The following is a 25,101-nucleotide window of genomic DNA, read 5'->3' as shown; positions in this document are numbered from 1 at the left end:
CTTCCTTAACCACAGCGCAGAGTTGTTGACGCATTCAACTTTTGCGTAACAACTCTGTGGCCTTCTCTGTCAGCCGAAAGAGGAACGAGCCCGTGCAACACAATCTGATGACCTCCAGGAAATTCGCGCCGCTGTTCTGGACCCAGTTCCTCACGGCCTTCAACGACAATTTCCTCAAGAACACCCTGGTGTTCCTCATTCTCTTCAAGATGTCGGCAAGCGAGGGGGCCGCCCTGGTGACGCTTGCCGGCGTCATCCTGATCGTGCCCTTCCTGCTGCTCTCCGCACTCGGCGGCGAACTCGCCGACAAACATGACAAGGCAAAGATTGCCGAACTCTTGAAACGCTGCGAGATCGCGGTCGCCGCCCTTGCCGTTATCGGCCTGGCCTTCTCGTCGATTTTTGTGCTGATGGCGGCGCTGTTCGGCTTCGGCGTCGTCTCAGCGCTGTTCGGGCCGATCAAATACGGCATCCTGCCCGATCATCTCGAACGCCGCGACCTGCCGAAGGCCAATGCCTGGATCGAGGGCGGCACCTTCATCGCCATCCTCGCCGGCACGATCATCGCCGCCTTCGCCTTCTCCGGCGGCGACAATGTGCTGATCTTCGGCACGATGATGATGGGGCTTTCGGTGCTCTGCTGGCTGGCCAGCCGGATGATCCCGCCCACCGGCTCCAAGGCGCCGGATCTCGAAATCGACCGCAATGTCATCCGCTCCAGCTACACCCTCGTCATGGAAATCCGCCAGGACAAGCGCCTGTGGCGTTCGGCGCTGATGAATTGCTGGTTCTGGCTGGTCGGCGCCTTCGTGCTGTCGATCCTGCCGACCATGGTCACCGAGCTGCTCGGCGGCTCCGAGATCGTCGTGCCGGCCTATCTCACCGTCTTTGCCATCGCCGTCGCTGTCGGATCGGCGATTGCCGCCTGGATGTCGTCCGGCCGCATCGTGCTGCTGCCGGCCCCCGTCGGCACGGCGCTGCTCGGCCTCTTCAGCCTCGATCTCGCCTGGAACCTCTGGGGCCTGCAATCCACAAGCCATGCAACGACGATCGCCGGCTTCTTCACTGGTCAGAATACCATCCGCGTCGCCATCGATCTCGCCGGCATGGCGATCTCGGGCGCCTTCATCGCGGTGCCGACCTTCGCCGCCCTGCAGACCTGGGCGCATGAGGACCGCCGCGCCCGCGTCATCGGCGCCGCCAACGTGCTCTCGGCCCTGTTCATCACCGTCGGCCTCGGCCTCGTTGCCGCCGTCCAGGCGATGGGCGCTTCCATTCCTCAGATCCTGATCGGCCTCGGCATCATCAATTTCGCCGTTGCCTGGCTGATGCTGAAGACGCTGCCGACCAATCCCTTCCGCGATTTCATCTCGATCCTGTTCCGCGCCTTCATGCGCCTCGAAGTCGAGGGTCTCGAGAATATTAAGAAGGCCGGCCGCGCGCCGATCATCGCGCTCAACCATGTCAGCCTGCTCGACGGCGCCTTGGCGCTGGCCATCACCGAGGAAGAGCCGACCTTTGCCGTCGATTACAAGATCGCCCAGGCCTGGTGGGTGCGGCCCTTCCTGAAGATGTGCAAATTCCTGCCGCTCGACCCGACAAAGCCGATGGCGACGCGGTCGCTGATCAAGGTGGTGCAGGACGGCAACCCGATCGGCATCTTCCCCGAGGGTCGCCTGACGGTGACCGGCACGCTGATGAAGGTCTATGATGGTGCGGCCATGGTCGCCGACAAGACCGGCTCGATGGTCGTGCCGGTGAAGATCGACGGGCTGGAGAAGAGCTATCTCTCCTATCTCGACAACGGCAAGATCCGCCGCCGGCTGTTCCCCAAGGTCAAGGTCACCATTCTCGAGCCGGTGAAGCTCGAAGTGCCGCCGGAGCTGAAAGGCCGCAAGCGCCGCACGGCGGCAGGTGCTGCCCTCTACCAGGTGATGTCGAACCTCTTGTTCCAGACCGCCGATACCTCCTCGACCGTGCTCGACCGCGTCATTCGGGCAGGCCATGAATTCGGCATGAAAAAGCTTGCCGTCGAAGATCCGGTCACCGGCCGGCTGACTTATGGCAAGCTGCTCACCGGGGCTGCCGTGCTCGGCGCCAAGTTCCGCGCCCGCTTCCCGGAAAACAATCTCGGCGTCATGCTGCCGAATGCCAATGGCGCCGCCGCCACCCTTCTCGGCGTGATGACGGCGGGCAAGGTGCCGGCCATGCTGAACTTCACCGCCGGTGCCGCCAATATCCTCTCCGCCTGCAAGGCGGCTGAGGTCAAACATGTGCTGACCTCGCGCGCCTTCGTCACCCAGGCGAAGCTCGGTGCCGTGATCGAGGAGATGGAAAAGCAGGTGACGATCGTCTGGCTCGACGATCTCCGGGCTGAAATCTCATTCAAGGACAAGATCATCGGTCTTCTCCGCAAGAGCCAGCCGCTGGTCAAGCGCCGGCCGGACGATCCCGCCGTCATCCTCTTCACCTCGGGCTCCGAAGGCACGCCGAAGGGCGTGGTGCTCACCCACCGCAATATCTTGTCGAATGCCGCCCAGGCCGCCGCCCGCATCGATTTCCACAGCGGCGACAAGGTGTTCAACATCCTGCCGGTGTTCCATTCCTTCGGGCTGACGGCCGGCACGGTGCTGCCGCTGATCTCGGGCGTGCCGGTTTATTTCTATCCGTCGCCGCTGCATTACCGCATCGTGCCGGAGCTGATCTATGTCTCCAACGCCACGATCATCTTCGGCACCGACACCTTCCTCAACGGCTATGCCAGGACGGCGCATCCCTACGATTTCCGCTCGATCCGCTATATCTTCTCCGGCGCCGAGCCGGTGAAGGCCGCGACCCGCCAGACCTATATGGAAAAATTCGGCCTGCGCATCCTCGAAGGCTATGGCGTCACCGAGACGGCGCCGGTCATTTCCATCAACACGCCGATGTACAACAAGTCGGGCACGGTCGGCAAAATCCTGCCCGGCATGGAATGGAAGCTCGAACCGGTGCCCGGCATCGATGAGGGCGGAAGGCTGCATGTGCGCGGCGCCAATGTCATGGCCGGTTACCTCCGCGCCGAAAAGCCCGGCGTGCTCGAGCCGCTCGCCGACGGCTGGCACGATACCGGCGACATCGTCACCATCGATGAGGACGGCTTCGTCAAGATCCGCGGCCGCGCCAAGCGCTTCGCCAAGATCGGCGGCGAAATGATCTCGCTCGCCGCCGTCGAAACGCTCGCCGCCGAGCTCTGGCCGGGCGCCCTCTCGGTCGTCTCCTCGATGCCCGACGCCAAGAAGGGCGAGCGCCTGGTGCTGCTCACCGACGCCCCCACCGCCACCCGCGCCGAATTCCTCGCCTTCGCCAAATCCAAGGGCGCCATGGACATGATGGTGCCGGCCGAGGTCAATATCGGCAAGGTGCCGGTGCTCGGTTCCGGCAAGGTCGATTTCGTCGCGGCGCGCAAGCTGGCGGAGATGGCGGCGCAGGCGGGGGAGGCGGCGTAGGCGTCGTGTGGCAGCCCTCAGGCGCAAACCGGAATTGTTGCAGGCGCGTTGCAAGACCCCTCCCCAACCCCTCCCCACAAGGCGGAGGGGCCAAGCCGTGGTCCCGGCGGCGACCAAAGGAGAGGTCCTGCCGGCTGTTACCGTTAGTTTGGTACGATGCGGGGTCACGTGAAGCAGTGCGGCACGTTAGCCCCTCCCCCTTGTGGGGAGGGGTTGGGGAGGGGTCTTGAGACGGGCGCCGGCGCGGTGATCCCCCGCAGGATCGACAGGCAGACCCTGTTGAAATCGCTTTCGACAACTGGCTGCGCTGGAAGAACAACCCGTCGTCGTGAAGCCAGGACGATTTCGTCGCGCCGCTGGTCGTCTTGAAATTGCGCTCGGCGCGGCATTTCGAGAGATTATCGGCCACGCTCAGCGGCTCGATACACGCACTGCGCCGGCAGCTCGGAGACTGCGCTGGACGGCGGCGACCTGGCGGGATGCGATATCCACCGAGACCTCGATCTCGCCTTCGAGTGGCCCATCGCGACGGGCGCCGTCGTCATGAGAGGCATCCCCGCCTGATGGCGCCGAACCGGCACTGTTCCGGTCGCTTGCCGACTGGATAAAGATGTCGGGCCTCGAAATCCCATGCTGCTGAACCAGATGTTCGACCGCCAGATCGGCGGCTTCGCGTGTTTCGAACCTGGCTCGGATCGTGGTCGTGCTGTCGTCCGCCATTGGCTGCCTCCTGATATCGATGTCCACAGCATGACAACGCCTCGGGCGGCTGGTAGTTTCGACGGCGGTCCCGGCCGCCGATTGGAATCGTTGATATCGCATTCCAAGCCTGCTATGTTCTGTTTTTGTTTCGGCGCGCAATTTCAGAGGCCGATCCCATCGCGATCGCTGAAACCGCCATGAACGAGACAAGCTCACCCCCAGTCCGGAAAATCGTCCATGTCGACATGGATGCTTTTTATGCGTCGGTCGAGCAGCGCGATAATGCGGACTTGCGCGGCAAACCGATTGCCGTCGGCGGGTCGGCCGCCCGGGGTGTGGTGGCGGCGGCGAGCTATGAGGCCCGCAAATTCGGTGTTCACTCGGCAATGCCATCTGTGACCGCCAAGCGCAAATGTCCTGACCTGATCTTCGTGCCGCCGCGCTTTGCCGTCTACAAGGCGGTGTCGCAGCAGATCCGTGAGATCTTTGCCGAATACACGCCGCTGATCGAGCCGCTGTCGCTCGACGAGGCCTATCTCGATGTGACGCAAAATCTGAAAGGCATGACGATCGCCACCGAGGTGGCTTTGGAGATCCGCGCCAAGATCAAGCAGGTCACCGGCCTCAACGCGTCGGCCGGGATTTCCTACAACAAGTTCCTTGCCAAGATGGCAAGTGACCTCAACAAGCCGAACGGCCAGGCTGTGATCACGCCGAAGAACGGGCCGGCCTTCGTCGAGCAGCTTCCCGTCCGGAAATTCCATGGCGTCGGACCGGCAACCACCGAGAAGATGCATCAACTCGGGATCGAAACAGGCGCCGATCTCAAGGAGAAGACACTCGAGTTCCTCGTCGAGCATTTCGGCAAGTCGGGGCCTTATTTTTACGGCATCGCCCGCGGCATCGACGAGCGCCAGGTCAAGCCCGACCGGGTGCGCAAATCCGTCGGCGCGGAAGATACCTTCTCAGAGGACCTCCACGCCTTCGAGCCTGCTCGCGAAGGGCTCCAGCCGCTGATCGAAAAGGTGTGGGCTTACTGCGAGGCCAACGGCATCGCGGCCAAGACAGTGACGCTCAAGGTGAAATATGCCGACTTCAGCCAGATCACCCGCAGCAAGACGGTTCTGGCACCCCTGCCGGCAATAGCCGACCTCGAGGATCTGGTCAACCTGCTGCTCGCGCCGATCTTTCCGCCGCGAAAGGGCATACGGCTGCTCGGCGTCACCCTCTCCTCGCTGGAAGGACGAGCACCGGCCGCGGAACCGCAGCTGCGGCTGACTTTTTAGGCCGCGAGCATCGGCTGGGCGGAAGCGGCGTCACGCCGCGCGCTGACATCCTGAGCTTTGCTCGCGCTCTCCTCGCGTCAATGTGCGTGGCGTCTTTGATATCGGTCGCCAACCTGACGCGCCGGCCTGGGCGGATGCGCGGCGGGTTTGGCCGTCCAGGGGGCCAGCACCGTCGGCATGCCGGCTTCGAGGCAGGCTGCGACAAAAGCCTCCCGCGCGACCATGCTCGGTATGATGCCGTTGAGGGCACCGCGACACGTCTTCACCGCCCGATCATGGCGCTCTCCATGACGCAGCGGCCACTCGTTTTCGAGAAAATCCAGGGCGTCGTAGACGCTTGTGAAGGCGCGCTCCAAACCGCACTGCAACCGGAGTCTCACCGGCCGAACCCATGGGACATCGTTCAGCGGCATTATTTCCTCCTTTCATGCCACCAATGATCCTGATCGAAATGATATTGTGGGTGACAGCGGACCGTTCAAGAGCCCAGGACCAGCCCAATTTTTGATCGGTGCGACGACGCAACCTTGCGTCTCCGGCTGCCATAGGCGCCCGGTGCACATCCTTGAACGACGCGCGACCGTCCGTCGCCCCATTGGTTTCATCCACCAGATATCCGCGATTTCGAGCCGGGCGGAACCTCCTCGGACCTCCGAAGTTTGCGGGACGAGGAGAATTCCACATGCATCTGATACGCCAAATCCAAGGGCGCCATGGACATGATGGTGCCGGCCGAGGTCAGGATCGGCAAGGTGCCGGTGCTCGGTTCGGGCAAGGTGGATTTCGTCGCGGCCCGGAAGCTGGCGGAAGCTGCGGTGCAGGCGGGGAGGCGGCGTGAGGGCTGGAGTCATCAGTTGCGGTGAGTTTGTTGAAAACTCAGCCCCTCACTGCAACCTTACCGGGGTCGAGCCACGTGTCTCGCCCCGTCCTGCGGACCCCCGTAAACGGGGCGAGGGGACGTGCCCTGCCAGAGGTTGGTGTGGAACGGAGAGGTCGCGGCGTTGTCCCTTCGCCCCGCGAGCGGGGAGAAGGTGGCGGCAGCCGGATGAGGGGCGGCTCTCGGCACCAAGCAACAATGGCCCCGTGCCGAGGAAACCGTCCGTTACTTCTGTTCGGGCGCCAGAAACTCCGCGCAATAGGACGGGCCGTTGACGCCGGGGATGTCGGCGACGGTGCGGATGTCGCGGATCGTGTAATCGGAGTTGGTGGTGATTTCGGCCTGGCAGCGCAGATAGGCGGTGCGGGCCGACGCGATCTGCTTGCCGCGCTTGCCATCGGCGCCTTCGGCATATTTCGCCGGGATGCGCACGGTCTTGTAGCCGCCCCGCCAGGTATAGATGGTGCTCGATCCTTGCTCGCTGTCGCTGATCGGCGGCCCGTAAGCGGCAAAGAAGACGCCGGCCGATTTGCCCACCCAGCGGGCCTCGATCGGGTTGCCGGCGGAAGGAATGGTCGTGCATCCGGCAAGCGCAATGGCAAGCCCGGCCGCGGTCATCATGCGGAAATTCATCGTGTCGTCCCTGATCTCTAGCGCATTGGCTGGCAAGCCGCCCCCGTGAGCGGTTTCGCCTGTCCCGTCGTGCCCTTTAGCGCGGAACCCGGCAAAAGAAAATTGCCCCATTGAGACTTAAGTTCGATTTGCGGCAGGTGTGTCTTTTTGCTGCAGCCGCCGACCTCCCGACCCGTCACAACCCCGTCAAAAATTCCGCCGGCTTTTTGGAATTTGGTGCTTGTGCAACCAGATAGGCTGTTCTATAGAAGCGCCGCTGGTCACGGAGTGTAGCGCAGTCTGGTAGCGCACCACGTTCGGGACGTGGGGGTCGAGTGTTCGAATCACTCCACTCCGACCAGCTTGAATTCATTGCGCTTTTCCCGAATTTTTTGAGCGCGAAATCGGCCCTAAATTGGCGGACCCGACAGAAATCCCGACAGAAAACATCTAGGCTCTTTTGACGAGATTTCTGTCTGCCACTTCTTGAAAATCGATTTAAAACCTTGAGGGGAAAATGAAGCCTGAGTGTTTGGATATTGTCGAAGACCACCTTGGATCGTTTTTTGATGAAGCTCTGGCCTATCCGCAGAACGCCTGGAACATCCAGTTCGTCCTCGACCATTTCAAGGAGCGGCCTGAGCTTACTGGCATCGACATCGACAATCTGTTCGAGCACGAGGATAGACGTGGACTAGCCGACATCATCGAGAGTGCCTCGTTTGTCTCACGGGTTACCCTCGGTCAGCCTTGGTCGGAGGCAACCCGCTGGAAAGCTGATGGCGGAACTGTGCCACCTATTTCCCGAGAAATTCGATAAGTCAAAAATGTTTCGGGCTTAGGTCCTCGAATTCGCGAGAGGAGTATAGATTCTGGTCTTTCGATTCGAAGGTGGCCTTGTCAGATTTGTATCGCAAGTCTCCATCCACTCCGAGGTCTCGAAGCACCTTCAGTGTCTCACCGACGCAAGCTTCATCCGAGGTGGCACAGTACACGCACACCAGGTGATGACCGATCTTCCTGGCGAGAACGTCCGTCGATTTCTTAACCGCCAGCAGCCTGCCAGCGAGCGCCGCGTCCTCGATGTCCTCCCATATCAGACCGACATCAGGAATTTGGATCGGCACCAGCCATTTTCCGCTGGACGCTTCATTGGTGTCGAGGATTTTTGACTTGAAACGGAACGTCGAAAGTGTGGGATGCCAGAGCATGAAGAAGGTCTCGGTACCGTACACCGGCTGTGAATAAAGAATGATTGCCCGTCGGCTTACTCTATGCAACTCAATGCTTCAGCTTTGATCATTGCAGCCGAGGGATGTTATGGAAAAAGACCTAGAGTTCGCGAGAACAAATGCGATTTCGTTCAGCATTTCGACCGGAAAAAAACTTCACTATTTCGAACATTGGCATACCCTCAAGATCATCTTGTCCGAATATGATCTGGTCCGCGCGGTCGGCGGTTTTGAACAAGATTTCGAAAAGAATATATTCGCTGATTTCCCCGGCGGCGAGTGGCAGGCGAGAACGAAAGAAGGGTTCGCCGCATACAACAAGCTGAGGTTTGCTCAGATCAAACCGGCTCCAGGCCGAACGGGATACGGCATAATGGGGCTTGGTCAAATCGAGCGAGACCGGGTCGTCTGTGCATTCGTCCGCGACCCTAGCCGCACTCCATCCGATCGAGACGATACGGCTTACGAGAAGACTTTCCGAGATGTGATCGTGGACATCGTCAGCGTAATGAATGGGGGCGCTGACGGCGGGTCATTGTTCTTGTTCAAGGACGACATGGGTGATCTGAGGCCAGGGGGCGACAACCTCCATCTGACGCTTTATATGGCCGCCGACCAGCTACGCGATCTGTTCGGGGAAATTCGCTCAAGCAAGGCGCGGCCTCAGCTTCAGGTCGCTGCCCTGGTTGCTATCTACCAGAGTGAGGTCGAAGCAGGATTGAGGGATTGGCACCATCCGCAGAATTTCCTACTGCCCGACCAAAGTTATGCACCGGCTCGTTTAATGCAGGTTCGATTCGGCTTCGACAAGCCTGCGACGTTGGAGGAACCGGACGTCCAGGAAACTCAGTTCGTCGCAGACACCGCTAGCGCCCCTGAACCTGCGCCCGACGCCCCGGCACAGTCGACGGCAAACCTCAAAAGCATTAAGATCGCTCTCTGGATTATTGCGGCGGCGAGTGTGTTAGGAGTGTTCATACGATGATCACGAAGCTTGTCCAGCAAGCCATGCCGAAGCTCAAGCTGATTGGCCGCAATGAGATCAAGGAGGCGTATACGGCTGGGCTGCTGGGCGGCCGAATTGAGGAGGTGCATCGTGACACCTGAACAGAAACACCTGCTTCGTCAGATCAATAACGATTTCGAAGAGTACCATGCCGTTGTCAACCGCACGCTGCGGATCAAGAGCATGCCGACTGGGCCAGGCTTTCGGCTGCGTGATCTCGACAAGTACCAGGCATTTCTCGATAGCACGCCGACCGACCAAGCTGAATTTTTGAAGGGTGTGCATAAAGACGAAATCGAATTCTTCGAAGAACTGCTGATCGCACGAGCGGAATTCGAGATCGCCGAAGAAAAAAGTGGGTCGATCACCGAAGAGCGCGTTGCCAAGAACTCGGAGCGGTATAGCTGGACACCGGAATGAGCGTCGCCGAGGAAGTCGAAGAGCTTGCTAAAAAGCACGGCGTTGAGGTCGCAATTGACGAAGCAGCGTGGCTGGCGGTTCAGTTTACGCGGCTCAGCGATGGCAGTGTTGAGGCCGACCGAACCAGTCTCCTGATCGCAGACTTGATGCGCGATGAAATTCTAACCCTGGAGCAAGGCACCGACTTTGTACTCCGGCACATCCGAGAGCAACCCGATGAACCTCGGTGAATTCCTGATCTGGGAAAGCCAGCAGCCAGTTCGCTACGAGTTCGTCGACAGCCGCCCGGTCCCGCTGGAATCATCGACGCAAGCTCGCTCCCTCTTGATCAGCGATATCGTCTCAATCCTGCGGCCAGCGGTCCGGGGCACAGGTTTGCGCGTCCTTGCAAATTTCCGCGTCCGCTGCGGTAGTGAAGTCCGATATCCAGCGGTAGTTATCGACAGCGGACCCTACATCCCCGACGCAACCGAGCCGTCTCAGCCGTATGCGATCATCGATGTCGACCGTGCTCGCGACTGGTCCGCTCTGCCAGGCGTGCAATTTCTTTCGTTGATGACCGGGGACGATCCGGAAGAAGTGTTGACATTAATGTCCGTGAGAAAAAAATAGGAACATATTCCGCACATCGGAGTGTGAGCCAGTGAAACATCGTCGCGGCATCGATCTGACGCGCATGCCTGACCCGCCGGTTATCGTCGACAAACCGAAGGAAGTTGCCGAACTGACCGAGGTCGCTATGGGATTGCTTGGCGATATCAATTCTTGGGTTCTGATAGGTGGGCGGTGTTCGAGGTGCGAACGCGAAGGCTGGGTGGATAGGGACTGGCTGGAAGCAAAGTATTCGAGCGTCGTCATCAACACCCTAGCTCCATTGTTGCGGTGCCGGAAGTGCGGCTCTAAAGGTAACAATCGCTGGATCGTGGGGAAGCCACCACGATAACCGATAGGCTGTTAAAGGTCTAAATACCATAACCTATGTCTTATAAAGTATAACGACGGTCTGTCGATGTGACAACCCGGGGCAAAATCTGAAATCTGCCCCGGGTTTGTCACAAATTACTGAAAGCGTTGTGTTTTCTTTCGAAGAATCCGCATTTATCTGTTGTTTTTAACCTCAAAATTAATAGCTTGTTTAGGGGTGCGATCCGATCATGATCGCGTTGAATTTGAGAAGGAGCCGGTCATGTCGTTGTATACTTCCAAGAACCCTGCAGGCGTTGCCGCGATGGAAACCGGAGCGATCTTCGCTGTGCTGGCGAGCGGTGCCGTGAACGCTCACATGAACGGTTTGCAGGCTATGCGTCAGGCCCGCGAATCCTCGAATTCACAAGTTCTGCGTCATCAGCTCGGCGTCGCTATCGACCGTGCGCAGTCGCTCTGCGATGTCGCTGTACAGCAGGCCTCGGAGATCGAGCAGCTGCGTGCGGAGAACGCTCGCCTGCGTGCAGCCAGCGCCACCTATCTCGCGGCAGCTCGTCGCCGGGCGGCTGCGTAATGGACATCAATGAAGCTATCGGTAAGTGGATGGCAGGCGAACTGACGGTCAAGGAACTGTTCCTTGCGACGGGGCTTCGTTCGGTCCGGTCCATCTACGACGAGGTCCTCAACGACCGGCTCGAACGCGACGCCGAGAACTCCACATGGAGCTACGACGATGATGCCGCCCAGGAGAAGGCATTGATGGAAGCAATGGCCTGGCACCGCTGGAAAGACTGGCTCGCAGAGGAGCCAGGCTACTTGGATAACTGCATTCGCATGCTCTACTCGGAGCGTGCGCAGCGGCTTGGCCTGAAACAGAAAGTTTCTGCCCGTTAGTGGACGGCATATCCGACGTTGTGAGAGGGAGCGGTCCGCGAAAGAGGCCGCTCTTTTTGCGTCAATCCGGTGCGCAAGCCAAGCATTGTCGTCCGGCTCGGGCTGACCGACACTCCGGATCGCGGTGATTGCGTTATGCTCACCAGCAAGTGCAGCTGCGATCCTTCGATCTGAGGTCTCACCTACAGACTTGAGCTGATCATCGGAGAGGTCGATAAGCCAGGTGGTCTGCTCAGGTGTTAGCAGCGACAAGTCGGCCTGCAATCGGTCTTCTTCGCTTGCACAAGCAAACAGCTTGACCTGCATTTCAGGCGACATAGTCCGGATGTGATCAGCGACAGCGGCTTTTCCCCGCTCCAAGTCGCGAGCTTTATCAATTCGGCTTTCATCCGGCAAAGCGGCCTCCAGGTTTTTAACCGGATCAGCCGGGGCCGCGCCTCCGCCACCTGTCAGTTTGGCAAGCAGCCAATCGAGAAATGCGGTAGCGGCATTGATGCTGGTTAGTGCCAACTCGATGATTGCTCGGACGACGGCGGCAAGAAATCTAAACATGATGAAGCTCCCTAACTTCTATTATTTGGAGAGCCTGACTATGCGTTTCGGCGGCGAATGGAACAAATCAGCCGACAGCCCCACAAACTTGCAAAATTTATTGTGTTGACGGCGCTAATATTCTCCCGCGTTTTTTACGCAACCGAATGAATTCATCCCACATATGCTTGCCACAGGCCGATTTCGATCAAACCCTTGTTAGTGAGGACGCTGTTGTCCTCCAACAAAGGGGAAGCATCATGAAAATGAAGCATCATGAAATGCCATATCGACTGCGGGATTTGCTGGTAAAATTCGGTCCGACACCGAAGGCAAAATATGCCGAGCAGATCGAGGGCCTCGCAGAATTCCTGGGCAAAGAGCCTCGCACGATTGAAGCCTATGCCTCGTACAATGAAGACAGAACGATATCGCCAGACAACTACTGGCGAGTCTGCGTGGAATGGGTCAAGCGCACGGCCCGGTCGACCGCGAGTCCGGGATCAGCGTTCGTCATATTCGACGACAACGATGATCAGCTATTCGAGGCAAGGTGGCTTTGGCAGGCCCAGTTTTTGGCCGATGTCGAAGGTGCCTCGTGGGTAGCCGGTCCAAGCGGTCAATGGCAGCTCAAATCTGGATTGGACGAACGGGCTCAACGTCGATCCCGTCTTCGCAGACTTCTGCGATCCGGTCTGGTGACCGCCGATCAGGTTTGCGACGTCTTCAATTTCGACCACTGGTGTCTGGTCGATTACCAAATGGAGGGTGTTACCTGGAACTCGACGCCCGATGAATTGCGACTTCGGGTCCTTGAAGCTTACGCCCGAGAGAAGATCGGCGAAGCAGCATGAGGTTAGCCAGTTCCCTCCGCGAGTGTTGCACGATATTTCTACTGCATGCAGACCAATAAGAGGGGATAGGCATGTGGTGGACGCGTCGCAAGAAAGAGGTGCTGCCGTGGTATCGCCAGCCCACTTACAAGGGAAAAATGACCGAAGCGGAGAAGCGAAGGCTCGACGCGTTTCGGATGCAACCAAACCATCCGGCTGCAACAGTCGACGAACTACCCGAAGAGGTACAGTCGTACATCAATCGGCTTGAAATGGAACTCTACGATAAGAAGCAGGATATGCTCACCGGTCGCACCGTGGGCATTAGCGCCGCTGGTGCCGCATGGCTCTGCATCAGCTATTTCGGTCCGCCTGCTACAACGATTTGGACCTATATTTTTGCCACCGCGCTCTTGAGTGTTCCGTGGTTAATCCATCAATTCGAATGGAAAAAGAATGCCGATGAGTTCCTTCCAGAGAAGCTCGAACCGGATGCTCTCATGCCGAGCGACGAAGGCATCCGCGCTGAATGGGAATTGAACTACACAGTCGCTGCTAGCAGGCAGGAGCGTGATTCAAAGCGTGACTAAATTATTTCCCATCTGTGATCTTCTTAACGGCCCGCAGCCTGGCCCTGCAATCGGCACCGGCAATCGCCACCTTGTCGGTGAACTCCAGGAGGTCGGCAGCGGACACGTTCGGGCGGCCGGTGTATCGCGGCTCATCCTTGCACACCAGCAACGCAGGTGGGATCGTTGAAGCACAGGACACGACCATCCCGGTGATGAAAACGAAGCTGGCAGCCGCCGCGATCCTACCGATCATTGCTCGCCTCCAAACCTTTGCAGGAAGGCATCAGCCAAAGGCTTCGGCAGCTCGACATCATCGGCGACCCGTGCCTTGGCGATGGCGGTCTGGAGGGTCGAAGACTTTGCCTGCTGGACTTCTGCGTCCTTGACGACGTCGTTCATGGCATCGACTGCAGCCTTGGCGGATCGCAGTTGATTGTCCTTGTCGGCCAGCTCGATCTTGAGAGACGAGACCTGATCGACAAGGGAGGTGTAGTGCCAGTAGCCGAAGCCGACCACGGCGAGGATAACAATGACGGCACCGAGCTTGAGATATGTTGACAGCCCAAAATTAAACATCGGCCCCTCGCTTCCTGAGCTTCAGCAGCTCGCTCGCGAGAATTGAGCGCAGATCGAGATGGCCGGTGCCCATGTACAGTAGGAGATGTGCCACGGCGGCAGAGCTGACGGCGTAGATGACATCCGCTTCTCGGCCGAGCGCGGCCAACGCGAAGATGCCTGCCAGGCTCCCGGCGGTCAGGCGTTTGGAATACCTACGGGATTTCTGGTCGCGGGGAGGTCTGGTCATGCAGCCTCCATTAGGCGGTACTGATCTCTTCGGTTCTTCGCCAGGCTGATGACCGGGAAGATTTCGAGAGCCTCGCACATGGAGAACAATCGCTTCTCTCCGAAGACGACCCCGTCACGCATCATCTCGATGTAGCCCTTGCGGAAGGTGCCGTAGTATTTTGCAACCTCGGCAGCACTGATGCCAAGCGCGTCAATGCGCTGGAGGATGAGCGTGGTCAGATGTTCACGAATTAGGATCGAGGTCCGAGGGACGTAAGGATCAACCTTGTCTGGAATCGATTTCCCCATGTCAGGCCGCCTTCTTCAGGAGGTCGGCAAACTCGGGAACGGCGTCGAAACAAGGGCAGGCTTTGATCCACTCCCGCTGGCTGACCTTGCCGTCCTTATTGAGGTCTGGGGAGAAGTCGCGGTGACCGGCAACTTTCTTGACCCCGGGGAACCTCTTGATGAGATCGGCGATGAGCTTGCGGAGAGCGGCCTTCTGAGCTTGAGTACGCGTATCTTTCGGGGTCTTGCCGTCCTTCTCAACGCCGCCGATGTAACTGACGCCGATAGACCCGGCGTTGTGCCCCGCAACGTGTGCGCCGACTTCCTCCACCGGTCGTCCAGCTTCGACGGTTCCGTCCAAATGAATGATGTAGTGGTAACCAATTGTTCGCCACCCGCGTGCTTGATGCTCTTTGATGAGCGTCTGCAGGGAAATTTCACGGCCCTCAGGCGTTGCTGTGCAATGGACGATGATAGTGTCGATGGGCCGCATTCGAGTTCCATGGTGTAATACTGTTACCTCATGGGAACCCCGTCGGCCGAATTGACCAAGCGGAAAATGCAAGATGCAAGACGTTGATGCAATAAGATTTGACGAGCACGCGATCCGTCATCTGAAGACGATGATAGGGGACGGCAAAGCCGGATATTTTGAAGACCCTCGCTTTCCTTTTATCGTGTTCATCGAGCGGCGCGATGGTTTCAAGCCGTGGAAAGTCTGGTCCATCGACACGAGAATGCCGAAGGATCAGCAGAATCTTAAAGCGGATCGGTTGGAATTCGGCGAAGACAAAATCAATGGTGTCGACGCGGCTGTGGACATGGTCTTGGCCGCGCTCCGTACTAGGATCGAGCAGCTAGAAAAAGACAAAGATCAAAAGTAACGTCACCTCAAATGGGGGGTGACGGTGATGGGTGAGAGACAAACTGGCTTCATAATGCTGATGTGGCTGATTGCGACGTTGATATTCTTCGGCCTGATCGGCTTTCGAATATGGGATTACGGCCTCGACTGGCTGCTGCATTCACCAGAGTCTCTAATTTCAGTAGGGCTGATTGCGATATTTTCCTATATCGCGATCATGTTCTCGCAGGTCGATGAATATCGGAAGAAAGACAACGCTGATCGCGTTCAGCGGCACCAGGAAGCTCTCGATATCGTCCGCACCGCACACCGTCTCCTAGACGAAAAGGTAATAACTGCACGCGATGCGGTTGAAGAGCTTGATCGGAAGATTGGACTTCGAGGTTAAGCTGCTTCGGAGTAGGGGACTTGAACTACATCACCCATCGCCTGGAACCGTCCGTCTGCGTGCATCAGGATCATGCCGCGCTTGCCATTCGGGTTGAGCACGATGTGTGCATGAGCCCATCGTGTCGGCCCCTTGTTATAGCCCTGCCGGAGCTTTGCGGCGAGACCTGTAACGTAGGCTCCGTCCATGATGCTTGGTGAATGTGTGGCCGGTGGACGTCCGTCGGCCGAAGCGTCGGAATTGTTGAGGTGTTCCCCGCGATCCGCCGACACCGATATCGCCGTGAAGACCATGTTCGATGTCGAGAATGGTGAAGCTCTCGCCCGAACCAATGAAGTCGACGTGGTCGGCAAGACCGGCCATCCGGAGCGCTTCGTGAACCGGGTTGAAGTTGTCGTTTTCCGCCCGAATTTCCCGGTGCCAGACGCTGTTCAGCAAGTGCCAGTAATAGGCGTTCTCGGCGTCGAACATCCCTTCCGGATTCTTGAGCCATTTCGCGATCGCGGCATCATGATTGCTCTCGACGACGATTGTCCGGCATCCGTCACGGGAGATCGCGTTGACGAAGGCTGCGGCCTCGGCAACCTCGCTCTCGACGTTAGAATTCGTCACTACGTTGATACGAGCGCGTTCGTGTGGATCGTGAAGTCCGTGGTGATTGCGACGGCGGAAGTCGAGTGTGTCGTGGACGAACTCGTATTCGGCCTGGAGGTATCCGGAGAGCGACTTTTGGGTGACCACCTTTTTCTCGGCAGTGCAGTAGCCCCAGGTAGAGAGGGCAATCGCCGGATCGAGTTGATCGTGATGGACGTCGCCCCAGGTGATTGCCTTGACCCGATTTCCGAATGTCATGCTCTCGCCGTCAACGATGCGGTCGAGGTGTTGGAACGCACCGTCTTCATCGGGGACCAACTGGTGGAAGAAGCACTCACCGTCGATGTCGATCTCGATCAGGAGAGCGGCGTAGGTGTGGTGGAACATGGCCTTCCGCCCGGCAGCGCGTGGCGTGTAGGACGGAAGCGTGCAACAGCCGGTCGAGATGGCGAAGCGCGGCGGGTCGTCCTGCATGCGCGGGATACTTTCCAGTGCGATCCTCGTCGACGGGATGACGACATGCCCACCCTTGTTCGCCGTCTGCCATCCTTGAAGCGGATTAGCTGTGGTAGGCAGAACGTTTGCGTCACAAATGATGAGGAGGTCTGGAGTGAGCTGAATGCGCTCGACGATCAGGTAATCTTCGACGTCTTTGTCGTAGGTTGCGGTCGAGATCGCATGATCTTCGAAGAGGCCCTTCTGGTAGGTGAGGCCGCAGGTGATCATGGAAGCGCCCATGAAGCGGGAATAGGTACAGAGACTGGTCCAGAAGGCTTCGAATTTCGGGGTGTCGTCCTGGGCTGCGGTGACGATGAACCGGTGGACTTTTCCGGACTCCAAGTTTGCTTCGATGACCGGGATTTTAGTGAGGCGCGGCGGCTTCGGTTTTTCGGCTTTTGTGGCTTTTGGTTCGATTTCCGCTGCTTCTGGTGTGATTTCGGTCGGTTTTGAGGTTTCTTGAATCGTGCCGAATGCCAACATTGCGGCGGCGGTCTGGTATTGCCACTTGGTGAAACCCGTCTGCTCGCGAATTTCTCTTGGCTTTAGACCCTGGTTTCTCAGACTGGCGATGAGCGCTGCGTCTGCTGCCGAATTGAAGGACTTCGGCCGTCCAATTTTCTTTTCCATTTTAAACCCTTTGTTTTCCGCTGCCTTTTGACAGTCGTGAAGCAATGGGAACCCGGGAGCTTGTCGGCGGCAACCTGAAAATGAAGTGATTGCAATGGGTTAAATGCTGTTTTGTTGACAACATCAGAGCCCGCCTCGATTTATAATCCGAACTTTTTTTGCAGGATCGGCCAGCCGAATGTCATGAAGACGCCCATTGCGGCGGAGACGACGGCCGATGCTCCCAACACCCTGTTGCGGATGGTCGAGTGTGTGATCTTAATATTGACAATGTCAGTCTCTGTGGAACTGACGCGTGTCTTAAGTCCGTTGATCTCGGTCTGCATGCCATTTTGCGACTGGAGAAAGCCATCGATCTTGCCCGAAATTCCGGCGACGGCGGTGTTCAATTTAAGGATTTCCGTCATCAGGAAGTTTTCATCGATGGCCATGCAGAGGTCTCGTCAACGTTGTATATGCTGAAGGTATCAGCGCACACGGCGCTGCAAGATTCGAGCGTCTGGGGAGGGGAAAGATGTTCTGGAAAAAGAAAACGAAGTCGGCTCGACAAACACTGCTGGAAGAGATCGAGGAGCATCGAGAAGCGATCCGGCTATCGGAAGATTTTGATGATGCATTCCCCGATCCGGTCGATCATCCTGAAGTCCACAAGCAGCCCGTCAGCCTGGAGGCGATGGACTGCAGGCACATCACGGAAGCAGATCGAAAGATATTTGACCGCTCGGCTACTGTCGGTCGTCTATTGAACGACCGACTTTCATACGGTGGCGGCTCTTGGCGCGTGATTGAAAGTGACGTCAGGCTGGCTGACCACTGGTCAGGTTATTCTCTGCCAGGCACCACTGGTCGACACTACAAGCTTTTTTACGGCAAGCTCCGTAGCGGGGCGCTGGTCATCAGCCAGGATGCATCGGAGCAATATGGAACAGACGGCGTTCACTTCGGTTTGACCTTCCGGTTTCCATTCTTATACGAGTTTGATGTGATCTATAGAATGCTGCGCACGCTCACCTGGCAGTTGAGCGACGGCAAAGGCGCTGACATGGATCGTCGGGATACGGCGCTGAACCGGGAACTTTTGCGAACGCTATGGGGTATTCAGCGCGACGAGATGTACATCTTTCAATTTCATGATGCGGGTCCAGCGACGGTGCTGTTCAAGGCACTCGAAAAGAAGCAGGACAGATCATCGGCGCAGTAGAATTAATCGAGCGGCTGGGCTGCCGCGAGGTCCGGGAATTTCCAACGCCAGTTGTCGTCGGCGGTCTTCAGGATATCTGCGTTATCGGTCATAACTTTGAGTCCAGCAAAGGTCAGGTCTGTGAACTTGTCGGAGAGCGTCTGGTCCAGCCATTTTTCGATCAGGTCCTCAACACCCATCTCACGGTTGAGGTCGGCCCATTCGTAGAAATGCTGATAGACCTCGGTCTTCAACTGCGCCTGGGCCTGTTTAACGTGGTCCATGTAAAGCGAGTATTCGACCCTTGCCACCAAGAGTGGGGAATGTTCGTCCTGCTGGCGAGCGCTGTCGAGTTGCTTTTGGATGACGCCCAAGTATCCGGTACGGATTTGTTCGAAGCGCCAACCGATGTAGTGTTCGATCTCTGCGATCTGCGCCTGCGATATCTCGCGACCTTTGTCGAAAGCCGCCTGGTCCTCAGGAGACATCGAAGGTATAGCAGGTTTTGGAGGCTTCTTGGAAAAGAGCTTGGCAATGGTTTTCAGCATGGGGTCCCCGGCGTTAAGACAACCTAGCATGGAACTGAAACTATGGGAGCGGCGATTTGCTCGATCCCCCGCTAAGCGTATTGACTTTCAAGTCTGTGAAAGAATCGCGATTCTTTTGTGATTCTTTCTGGTTTCCGGGGACTGCAGCGTATCGCGAATCATTGTCAAGGGATTTTTCCCTTGACGAGACTCATTGAAAATTTCAAGGTGTCCTTACAGAACCTGTAGGGACCGGTGCTGTAACACCGATCCCCTTGGCAGCACCGCTGTTACGGTTTTGCTTCATCAGAGCCGTGACGAGCAATCGCCACGGCTTCTCTGATTTCGCCCCAGGCGTGAACGACGTAATATGCCGCTACCGTCAGGAACGCTGCTGCCAGCCAAACCTTGAGGATCATAGTGATCTCCTTTCGTTTGTCGGCCTGAACAGTAAGGCAGGGTCGAGATGAATCTGCAAGACCCTGTTTTTGGTGAAGGTTAAATATCCGCCCCAAGGGAACCCCTCACAAGCGCTTGATATTGCAGCGCTTTCGATACATAAAAACGATGTGTGCCTGTGGATATGCTGTGGAAAAAGTAGGGTATTTACGCTCAATTCCACAGGAATCAGATGCCGATTTTTGGAAAAATCCGAGAAAGTTTAGTCAAACTGAACGATTCCGTTGACAGAGTCAGCACTAGTGATTCGTTTAGTCGTCAGGCGGCGTGTAATCAACCGACGTCTGAATCACAGCGTAGCTAATATCGCTGCCGCCGCCGATGACCAGCTCCTGTTCTTGATCGTGGCGTTCTCTGCTGATCGTCGACGTCCGGATGCGCGGCCGCGACACCAGCTCTTTACGCGCCTGATGTCCAATAAGTTGTTTCAAAGCTGATACGGTCGAGGTCATGGCGTCTCCGGCGATAGGTCGATGCCCTTGCGGACAAAGATCGGCTGCGTGTGGGCTGAAATCCTGCGCGTGATCAGGTCTTCCTGTCGCAATGGTTCGAAGTAAACCCTGAGCTTGGTCGGGATCGCCTCTATTGCGATGATTGGATTTCCCCCAAAAGAGGCTGCGGTCAAGGCAGCGCCGTTCTGGGCATCGGCGTCGTTCTCGACGACAAGGATCGAGGGGCCTGGCTGTCTAGCGTCGACGTGTTCACAGGTGCGTTCACGGCGGGCGCGGTCATATCGTAAGCGATATCATCGGTCCGTTCGATACCGTCACCGGTATAATCGGGCGCGACGCCGGTACCGATGGAAACGCCGAGCGTGATAATGGCTGACCGTTTCGATCCCTCGATCTTAAGCTGGACGCCGATGACTTTGCCGATCAGTTCACCACCCGGCCAACGTCGGTATTCGACTAGACATTCGTCGGTGCAGGTAATGAACCGGCCGACTTTCCATTCAACCTCGAAACTGACTTCGGCGGCCCGGGCTCGGCGCTGGACAATACGATTGAGGCGGCGCAAGCCATGACGGACAGCCCGCTTTCCACGAGCGGTATCGAAGAAACGCGGAGACACGGCGTCGAGAGCCGATTGTTTCACCGTCTTGATCCAAAGGTTCTGGGCAACTTCGCCGGTCTCATCGTCGAAGAGGTTCGCCGTGAATGTCTCGGTCGCGTCATGTTCGAACGTGCAGAGCCAAACCAAGCCATTCGCCTGAACCTTGTCTCCGACAAGGTAATGTATGATTTCCAGCGTTTCCGGGTCTTCGTAGAGCCACTCCGGCGTGCTCACATCGAGCGTCAGCGACGACAGCGTGATCTGGTCGACGGTCTCGGTCTTGTCGTCGTCGAGCACCGGCTGGACCCCGGCAGACATATACAGGTCGAGGATTTCCTCGCGCTCTTGGCTGTATTCGTAATGAGCACGCATACCGATTGTCAGGCGCTTAGCCTGCATCGTGACTTGTTGCTCGGTCGCTCCCCAGATGGACGGAAAGGCGTGCCCGAAAGTCTGGGGCAGTAAGTCCTCTTCACCTTTAATTTCAGCGGCTGCAATCGTCCAGCCGGTGGACGAACCGATAGCCGTGCCGGGCTTCGGCAGTCCGTCGATGAACGACTGATAATTGTAGGTGTCGATCTCGCGGGTTCCCAGGAACTCCGTTGGTTGATCGCCGGAAGTTGCCTGTGTCCAGTTGCTGATCAGACGGACGCGGGACAATGCCTTTGGCGGATTTCGAATCGACATTCGAGCGGACTTGTGAGTTCCCGCCGTAGCATCCGCGATGACGTGCTGGACAGCTCCGTTGTTCAAATGGACGCGCTCAGGAGCCAGCGTGAGCCGGTTCCAGCGCCAGACATCCATCGTCGCGGCCAGGACGTTGCTTGGATCGTCATCTGCCTCGGGGGAGTAGAACAGCGGGTCGTAGACCTCGGCAGCCTCTCGGTCTTCTTGGTCAGCATCCGGATCGTAATCGACTTCCCCGATACGAAGGGCGTCGGCAGCGGCTTTCAGGACGTCATCTTCGTCAGGAGGAACGCAGGTAAATTCGACCTGGCAATCATCTCCGGCAAGCTCGACCGGAAGCGTTGAAAGGCGGCCGCGTGCCAGTTCGACCGGCTCTACGTCATCCTCACCTTGTTCGGAAAACACGGCATACCGCGACGGCTGGGAAGCTAACCAGGCGATGCCGGGGTTCTGAATGGTCACGCTGAAAGACGGTACGATGACGTCGCCTTCCTCGCGTTCCTCAAGCGATCCGTCGAGGCAGAAAAAGGCGTTGGTCTTGTGAGCCACCGGGTCGAAGGCCTGATCGTAAGCGTCAAGGAAAGCGAGATAGAGCATCAGCTGTCGCTCCCAATTTCCTCGACGGTCAGAGACCAGGATACCTTGCGATCCGTAGCCCGTTCCGACCACTTCACCGGCTCTGTCACAGCGACCTGCAGCACCGGGCGATAAGAAATGCGAACCGGTGTTGCGGCAGCTGACGATAATGTGACGACACGACCGGCAATGCTGAACGGAATATCGTTCCAACCCAGGTTCTTAGCCTTGATCGAACCGGCGTAAGGATCGCGGGTAAGGGTCCGCGTGGTTCCTCCGGTCGCAATGAAGTCTTCGAAGTCGGCATCGATGGTCAAGCTGAACTCGTCGCCGGGCATCAGTCGAGTAAGTGCCGGGGTCATATATTCTCCGTCACCGGATGACAGCTCGACACGGTACAAGCGGAAGGACGGATCAGCGAAGTTACGAATGCGACCATTCCAGCTGCGTCGCATGTCAGCGGCGTCATCGATCAAGCTGATGTTCGCAGTCATATCCGTGCCGGACTGCCAACCGAGCGGCATTGCGGAGCAGGCGATCTTAGAGGGAGAGCCAGGGTACATGTCGATCTCCTCAGTAGGTCCGCAGGTTGCGGTTGATGTCGCGAAGCATGTCCGCATTGTCTCGGTCGATGGTCGCGGACACGGTCTTACCGCCAAGGTTGAGATCGAGTGCGATCCGCTCCGTCACGCGCTGATTGTTTCGGGCATAATCTGCGACGATCCCAGCGCTTCGGACCGCACCCGCTTCAGCACTCGTGTTCTGTACAGCTGACAGCTCGTTCAGCTGATCGCGGGTCAGAAGCTTCTCCCCCATGAAAGACCCTTCAAAGGGTTTGGCGACCGGGTGCATGATCTTCCAATCTTCACGAGCCTGTACCTGACGGTCGGCTTGGAAGCGCATCAGCTCAAGCTGTTTCTGAATGACGTTGTCGCCGGACTTTTCGGAGTAATCGAGCGCGTACTTGCCCGCGATAACGACACCAGTGACGACAGCACCGAGCACGCCGAAGCTACGGATAAGTCCAAGGACAAGGGTGCCGACGCTGGCGAGCGTGGCAACAAGACCACCACCCGCGACTGCGGCACCGGCTGCTCCAGCGGCTCCGGCAGCGGCGGTAGTTGCCGCAGTTCCAGCAGCCGCCAATCCACCAAGGCCAAGGAGCGTCTTAACTAGCCACCAAGCACCCCGAGCCGCAGTGCCGATCCCGGTGATTGCGATGGCGATTTTGGTGAAGATGCCAACCAGGGCGATAGTCGTTGCATCGCCGCCGAACAGACCGAAGAACTTCTGCGCAACGGCGTGAATTTTCTCGAACCCGCTCGCGACGATGTCGAATGCAGCCTTAGCTTTGTTCGCGAAATCGACGATCTGATCACGCCAACCATTCAAGAAGCCAAACCGCTGGGCATCGCCACCGGTCAGGACTGACCAGACGTCGACCGCGAGATCGCGCACGTAGAGCAGACCGTCGCGGATCGTGTTCAGCCAACCCCAGTCGCTGTCACCACCGTTCCAGGCCGTCTTGATCTGCTCAGGTAGACTGAGGACGGCGGAGTAGACCCACTTGATCTGGGCCACCATGTTCTCGACCCACGGGAATGTCGCGGCCTTGCCGCCGAAGGCAACGGTCCAGATGTCTTTGATCAGCTTATATGTTGACACCAGCCCGTCACGGGCGAGATTGAGCCAGGTCCAGTCGCTATCCTTGCCACTGAAAATCTTGCCGACCTGGTTTTGAATCCTACCAATCCAAGTGCCGATGAAGATCAGGGCCGGAGCGGCAGCGTTCACCCAGGAATTACGGAAGTCGTTCTGCTTGCCATGGAAGAGATCGATGATGTCGTAGAAGAGGTCACGCGTCTCGACGAACGCAGCCTTCATAGTCTCAGCAATCCAAGTCCGGTTTTTCACCAGCCATTCCTGCAGCTGGGTCTGGCTCTCGATCAAGAGGGGCAGGAGGCCACGGGCCAGCTCAAGGCGAACACCCCGCACCGCGAGCTTCGTTTGCAGCAGGCTGTCGTTGTAGTCTGAACCAAGTTTCGCGTCGGCATCGGTAACGTCCCCGCCAAGACGCTGGACTTCCTTGCGGTAGCTCTCGATACCTTCACGTCCGGACTCAAGGACGGTAACCATCTTCGCGCCCGCATCTTCCCCGAATAGCTGCATGGAGATACGGAGCTTGAGCGCCGGGTCCTGTACTTGACGGAAGGCTTCAGACAAAGCGGTTAGGCCCTCGACGCCACCTTGGACCGCTTTGTCGAAATCAAGCCCGTAGTCCTGCAACGAGAACAGGGCCTGACCCTGCTGCCCCAGTCCCTGGATCAGCTGAGTACGAGCAGTTTCCAAGGCTTTGTATTGTTCGACGAGGTCGAGGCGCAACTTGTTCTCACCTGGAGCCGACATCTCGATCCGCTTACGGATGAGTGCCTGCTGGTCGGCGATGCCGGAGAATGAATTCGGTGCCGCGTCAGCATTCGAGGTGAGCGCCTCGGTGATCGATTGCGGATTGCGGAAGGACAATACCTTCTGAAGGTTCCAGCTCTTCGTCTTGCTATAAGCAAGGTCGGCGGCATCGATCTGCTGACGGATCGCTTTGAACTCATTTCCGATATCGGAAAGCGATTGGAGCACCTCGTCAGGCTCGACGCCCTGCTTTTCGAAGCCAAATCGAAGAGCACTTAGATCACGAGTGGAAATGCCGAGCCGTCGACTGTCCTTCGATATCTGGTTCATCAGCTCCGCTATGCCCTTCGAGCTTTCGAGAGCTGCGGCGGCTATGGCTTTGATCTTCAGGGATGCCAGGACGGCACCGGCTGCTATCCCCTTGAAGGCGAGCGAGGCAGCCTGTTGCAGTTTCTTGAAGGAGAATGCGGCGATCTTATTCAGGCCAGCAATGATCGGCGCAAGGTACCGAGCGGCAGCGGCCCTCATCGCCTGCAGATTGCCGGTGAACGACGTAGCGACGCGGCGCAACGAGGCAATCGCGGACTGAATGCCCGAGATTGTGAACGTGGTTCCGATAGTCCGTGTGATCGTGCCTGTTGCCATTCGCTATCTCAAATCAAAATCTTCTCGGCGTCCTCGTCTCCAAAGGCACGAGCGACTGACGCAGACACCGCTCGGTATAGGTCTTCTCGCTGTCGCTCCCTGACGTCCTCCAGAGCCGCCAGCCGTATGCCCAGCTCTCTCG

At 57.8% G+C, this 25,101-nt stretch carries 33 protein-coding genes and 1 tRNA gene; 17 read left to right on the top strand and 17 right to left on the bottom strand.

Translation table 11 applies throughout. The features are described 5' to 3' along the window. The first annotated feature begins 92 nt into the window (after positions 1–92). Positions 93–3,488, top strand: a complete 3,396-nt coding sequence (locus tag ACS4RR_RS21195; protein ID WP_456189340.1) for an acyl-[ACP]--phospholipid O-acyltransferase — start codon at positions 93–95, stop codon at positions 3,486–3,488. 411 nt (positions 3,489–3,899) lie between these two features. On the opposite strand, the gene ACS4RR_RS21190 is transcribed toward ACS4RR_RS21195, so the two are convergent. Beyond that, positions 3,900–4,208 carry a hypothetical protein gene (locus ACS4RR_RS21190; RefSeq protein WP_260057509.1) on the bottom strand — a complete coding sequence of 103 codons (309 nt, stop codon included), beginning with the start codon at positions 4,206–4,208 and terminating at the stop codon, positions 3,900–3,902. Positions 4,209–4,387: 179 nt separating this feature from the next. On the opposite strand from ACS4RR_RS21190, the gene dinB reads away from it, so the two are divergent. Further along, entirely contained in the window at positions 4,388–5,476 is a 1,089-nt protein-coding gene (gene dinB / locus ACS4RR_RS21185) for a DNA polymerase IV (protein ID WP_456189339.1), read from the top strand. A 77-nt stretch (positions 5,477–5,553) separates the two neighbouring features. Here dinB and ACS4RR_RS21180 read toward each other — a convergent pair whose 3' ends face one another. Continuing rightward, positions 5,554–5,889, bottom strand: coding sequence for a DUF982 domain-containing protein (locus ACS4RR_RS21180; RefSeq protein ID WP_456189338.1), 336 nt, complete (start codon positions 5,887–5,889; stop codon positions 5,554–5,556). A 300-nt stretch (positions 5,890–6,189) separates the two neighbouring features. Between ACS4RR_RS21180 and ACS4RR_RS21175 the strand changes: the two genes are divergently transcribed. After that, positions 6,190–6,339: a hypothetical protein gene (locus ACS4RR_RS21175; protein WP_456189337.1), complete on the top strand. Its 150-nt coding sequence runs from the start codon at positions 6,190–6,192 to the stop codon at positions 6,337–6,339. Between the two features lie 239 nt (positions 6,340–6,578). Here ACS4RR_RS21175 and ACS4RR_RS21170 read toward each other — a convergent pair whose 3' ends face one another. Beyond that, positions 6,579–6,986, bottom strand: a complete 408-nt coding sequence (locus ACS4RR_RS21170) for a hypothetical protein (protein ID WP_017963207.1) — start codon at positions 6,984–6,986, stop codon at positions 6,579–6,581. Between the two features lie 263 nt (positions 6,987–7,249). On the opposite strand from ACS4RR_RS21170, the gene ACS4RR_RS21165 reads away from it, so the two are divergent. After that, positions 7,250–7,326: transfer RNA gene (locus tag ACS4RR_RS21165), tRNA-Pro, on the top strand. Between the two features lie 171 nt (positions 7,327–7,497). Next, positions 7,498–7,785, top strand: coding sequence for a hypothetical protein (locus tag ACS4RR_RS21160; protein WP_456189336.1), 288 nt, complete (start codon positions 7,498–7,500; stop codon positions 7,783–7,785). A 1-nt stretch (position 7,786) separates the two neighbouring features. On the opposite strand, the gene ACS4RR_RS21155 is transcribed toward ACS4RR_RS21160, so the two are convergent. After that, positions 7,787–8,176: a hypothetical protein gene (locus ACS4RR_RS21155; RefSeq protein ID WP_456189335.1), complete on the bottom strand. Its 390-nt coding sequence runs from the start codon at positions 8,174–8,176 to the stop codon at positions 7,787–7,789. Positions 8,177–8,285: 109 nt separating this feature from the next. On the opposite strand from ACS4RR_RS21155, the gene ACS4RR_RS21150 reads away from it, so the two are divergent. From ACS4RR_RS21150 to ACS4RR_RS21110, 9 genes are all read left to right on the top strand, one after another. After that, positions 8,286–9,182 carry a hypothetical protein gene (locus tag ACS4RR_RS21150; RefSeq protein ID WP_456189334.1) on the top strand — a complete coding sequence of 299 codons (897 nt, stop codon included), beginning with the start codon at positions 8,286–8,288 and terminating at the stop codon, positions 9,180–9,182. Next, positions 9,179–9,304 (top strand): hypothetical protein, encoded by a 126-nt coding sequence (locus ACS4RR_RS21145; RefSeq protein WP_456189333.1) that lies wholly within the window; start codon positions 9,179–9,181, stop codon positions 9,302–9,304. The genes ACS4RR_RS21150 and ACS4RR_RS21145 overlap by 4 nt, the downstream gene beginning before the upstream one ends. Then, complete coding sequence (locus ACS4RR_RS21140) at positions 9,294–9,623, top strand: hypothetical protein (RefSeq protein ID WP_456189332.1); 330 nt, start codon at positions 9,294–9,296, stop codon at positions 9,621–9,623. Before ACS4RR_RS21145 ends, ACS4RR_RS21140 begins: the two co-directional genes overlap by 11 nt. Beyond that, positions 9,620–9,853, top strand: a complete 234-nt coding sequence (locus ACS4RR_RS21135; RefSeq protein WP_456189331.1) for a hypothetical protein — start codon at positions 9,620–9,622, stop codon at positions 9,851–9,853. Before ACS4RR_RS21140 ends, ACS4RR_RS21135 begins: the two co-directional genes overlap by 4 nt. Beyond that, complete coding sequence (locus ACS4RR_RS21130; RefSeq protein WP_456189330.1) at positions 9,840–10,235, top strand: hypothetical protein; 396 nt, start codon at positions 9,840–9,842, stop codon at positions 10,233–10,235. Before ACS4RR_RS21135 ends, ACS4RR_RS21130 begins: the two co-directional genes overlap by 14 nt. A 574-nt stretch (positions 10,236–10,809) precedes the next feature. Continuing rightward, a complete protein-coding gene (locus ACS4RR_RS21125) occupies positions 10,810–11,121 on the top strand; it encodes a hypothetical protein (protein WP_456189329.1) in 312 nt (103 codons plus the stop codon). Beyond that, positions 11,121–11,441 carry a hypothetical protein gene (locus tag ACS4RR_RS21120; RefSeq protein ID WP_456189328.1) on the top strand — a complete coding sequence of 107 codons (321 nt, stop codon included), beginning with the start codon at positions 11,121–11,123 and terminating at the stop codon, positions 11,439–11,441. Before ACS4RR_RS21125 ends, ACS4RR_RS21120 begins: the two co-directional genes overlap by 1 nt. A gap of 791 nt (positions 11,442–12,232) precedes the next feature. Further along, on the top strand, positions 12,233–12,826 hold the full coding sequence (locus tag ACS4RR_RS21115; protein WP_456189327.1) for a hypothetical protein: 594 nt from the start codon (positions 12,233–12,235) through the stop codon (positions 12,824–12,826). Between the two features lie 71 nt (positions 12,827–12,897). Then, a complete protein-coding gene (locus ACS4RR_RS21110) occupies positions 12,898–13,395 on the top strand; it encodes a hypothetical protein (protein WP_456189326.1) in 498 nt (165 codons plus the stop codon). A 1-nt stretch (position 13,396) separates the two neighbouring features. On the opposite strand, the gene ACS4RR_RS21105 is transcribed toward ACS4RR_RS21110, so the two are convergent. Genes ACS4RR_RS21105 through ACS4RR_RS21085 form a run of 5 tightly spaced genes read right to left on the bottom strand, consistent with a single transcriptional unit; the run spans position 13,397 to position 14,944 of the window. Further along, complete coding sequence (locus ACS4RR_RS21105; RefSeq protein ID WP_456189325.1) at positions 13,397–13,630, bottom strand: hypothetical protein; 234 nt, start codon at positions 13,628–13,630, stop codon at positions 13,397–13,399. Further along, the gene (locus ACS4RR_RS21100) at positions 13,627–13,953 is read right to left on the bottom strand and encodes a hypothetical protein (RefSeq protein WP_456189324.1); all 327 of its coding nucleotides are present in this window, start codon (positions 13,951–13,953) and stop codon (positions 13,627–13,629) included. Before ACS4RR_RS21100 ends, ACS4RR_RS21105 begins: the two co-directional genes overlap by 4 nt. Then, positions 13,946–14,182 (bottom strand): hypothetical protein, encoded by a 237-nt coding sequence (locus ACS4RR_RS21095; protein WP_456189323.1) that lies wholly within the window; start codon positions 14,180–14,182, stop codon positions 13,946–13,948. Before ACS4RR_RS21095 ends, ACS4RR_RS21100 begins: the two co-directional genes overlap by 8 nt. Next, entirely contained in the window at positions 14,179–14,472 is a 294-nt protein-coding gene (locus tag ACS4RR_RS21090; RefSeq protein WP_456189322.1) for a hypothetical protein, read from the bottom strand. Before ACS4RR_RS21090 ends, ACS4RR_RS21095 begins: the two co-directional genes overlap by 4 nt. 1 nt (position 14,473) lies before the next feature. After that, positions 14,474–14,944 carry an N-acetylmuramoyl-L-alanine amidase gene (locus ACS4RR_RS21085; RefSeq protein ID WP_456189321.1) on the bottom strand — a complete coding sequence of 157 codons (471 nt, stop codon included), beginning with the start codon at positions 14,942–14,944 and terminating at the stop codon, positions 14,474–14,476. Between the two features lie 73 nt (positions 14,945–15,017). Here ACS4RR_RS21085 and ACS4RR_RS21080 point away from each other — a divergent pair, with 73 nt between their 5' ends. Beyond that, positions 15,018–15,335: a hypothetical protein gene (locus tag ACS4RR_RS21080; protein WP_456189320.1), complete on the top strand. Its 318-nt coding sequence runs from the start codon at positions 15,018–15,020 to the stop codon at positions 15,333–15,335. A gap of 27 nt (positions 15,336–15,362) precedes the next feature. Next, entirely contained in the window at positions 15,363–15,704 is a 342-nt protein-coding gene (locus tag ACS4RR_RS21075; RefSeq protein WP_456189319.1) for a hypothetical protein, read from the top strand. Between the two features lie 135 nt (positions 15,705–15,839). Here ACS4RR_RS21075 and ACS4RR_RS21070 read toward each other — a convergent pair whose 3' ends face one another. After that, positions 15,840–17,471 carry a hypothetical protein gene (locus tag ACS4RR_RS21070; RefSeq protein WP_456189318.1) on the bottom strand — a complete coding sequence of 544 codons (1,632 nt, stop codon included), beginning with the start codon at positions 17,469–17,471 and terminating at the stop codon, positions 15,840–15,842. A gap of 95 nt (positions 17,472–17,566) precedes the next feature. Next, positions 17,567–17,857 carry a hypothetical protein gene (locus ACS4RR_RS21065; RefSeq protein WP_456189317.1) on the bottom strand — a complete coding sequence of 97 codons (291 nt, stop codon included), beginning with the start codon at positions 17,855–17,857 and terminating at the stop codon, positions 17,567–17,569. 83 nt (positions 17,858–17,940) lie between these two features. On the opposite strand from ACS4RR_RS21065, the gene ACS4RR_RS21060 reads away from it, so the two are divergent. Then, positions 17,941–18,627 (top strand): hypothetical protein, encoded by a 687-nt coding sequence (locus ACS4RR_RS21060; RefSeq protein WP_456189316.1) that lies wholly within the window; start codon positions 17,941–17,943, stop codon positions 18,625–18,627. Between the two features lie 2 nt (positions 18,628–18,629). Here the strand turns inward: ACS4RR_RS21060 and ACS4RR_RS21055 are convergent, their stop codons facing one another. The 6 genes from ACS4RR_RS21055 to ACS4RR_RS21030 all read right to left on the bottom strand — a co-directional run bounded on the left by ACS4RR_RS21055 (position 18,630) and on the right by ACS4RR_RS21030 (position 24,959). Continuing rightward, positions 18,630–19,154, bottom strand: coding sequence for a hypothetical protein (locus ACS4RR_RS21055; protein WP_456189315.1), 525 nt, complete (start codon positions 19,152–19,154; stop codon positions 18,630–18,632). A 269-nt stretch (positions 19,155–19,423) separates the two neighbouring features. Next, positions 19,424–19,552 carry a hypothetical protein gene (locus tag ACS4RR_RS21050; RefSeq protein WP_456189314.1) on the bottom strand — a complete coding sequence of 43 codons (129 nt, stop codon included), beginning with the start codon at positions 19,550–19,552 and terminating at the stop codon, positions 19,424–19,426. Between the two features lie 291 nt (positions 19,553–19,843). Beyond that, on the bottom strand, positions 19,844–20,044 hold the full coding sequence (locus tag ACS4RR_RS21045; protein ID WP_456189313.1) for a hypothetical protein: 201 nt from the start codon (positions 20,042–20,044) through the stop codon (positions 19,844–19,846). A gap of 169 nt (positions 20,045–20,213) precedes the next feature. Next, positions 20,214–21,929 carry a hypothetical protein gene (locus ACS4RR_RS21040; protein WP_456189312.1) on the bottom strand — a complete coding sequence of 572 codons (1,716 nt, stop codon included), beginning with the start codon at positions 21,927–21,929 and terminating at the stop codon, positions 20,214–20,216. Continuing rightward, positions 21,929–22,471: a hypothetical protein gene (locus ACS4RR_RS21035; protein WP_456189311.1), complete on the bottom strand. Its 543-nt coding sequence runs from the start codon at positions 22,469–22,471 to the stop codon at positions 21,929–21,931. The genes ACS4RR_RS21040 and ACS4RR_RS21035 overlap by 1 nt, the downstream gene beginning before the upstream one ends. Before the next feature lie 10 nt (positions 22,472–22,481). Beyond that, positions 22,482–24,959: a hypothetical protein gene (locus ACS4RR_RS21030; RefSeq protein ID WP_456189310.1), complete on the bottom strand. Its 2,478-nt coding sequence runs from the start codon at positions 24,957–24,959 to the stop codon at positions 22,482–22,484. Positions 24,960–25,101: the final 142 nt, after the last annotated feature.

The sequence above is a fragment of the Rhizobium zaerense genome (assembly GCF_051810725.1).
GTDB lineage: Bacteria > Pseudomonadota > Alphaproteobacteria > Rhizobiales > Rhizobiaceae > Rhizobium > Rhizobium leguminosarum_I.
Note: the sequence above shows the minus strand (reverse complement) of the source record. Positions and strands in the feature narration are given on the sequence as shown.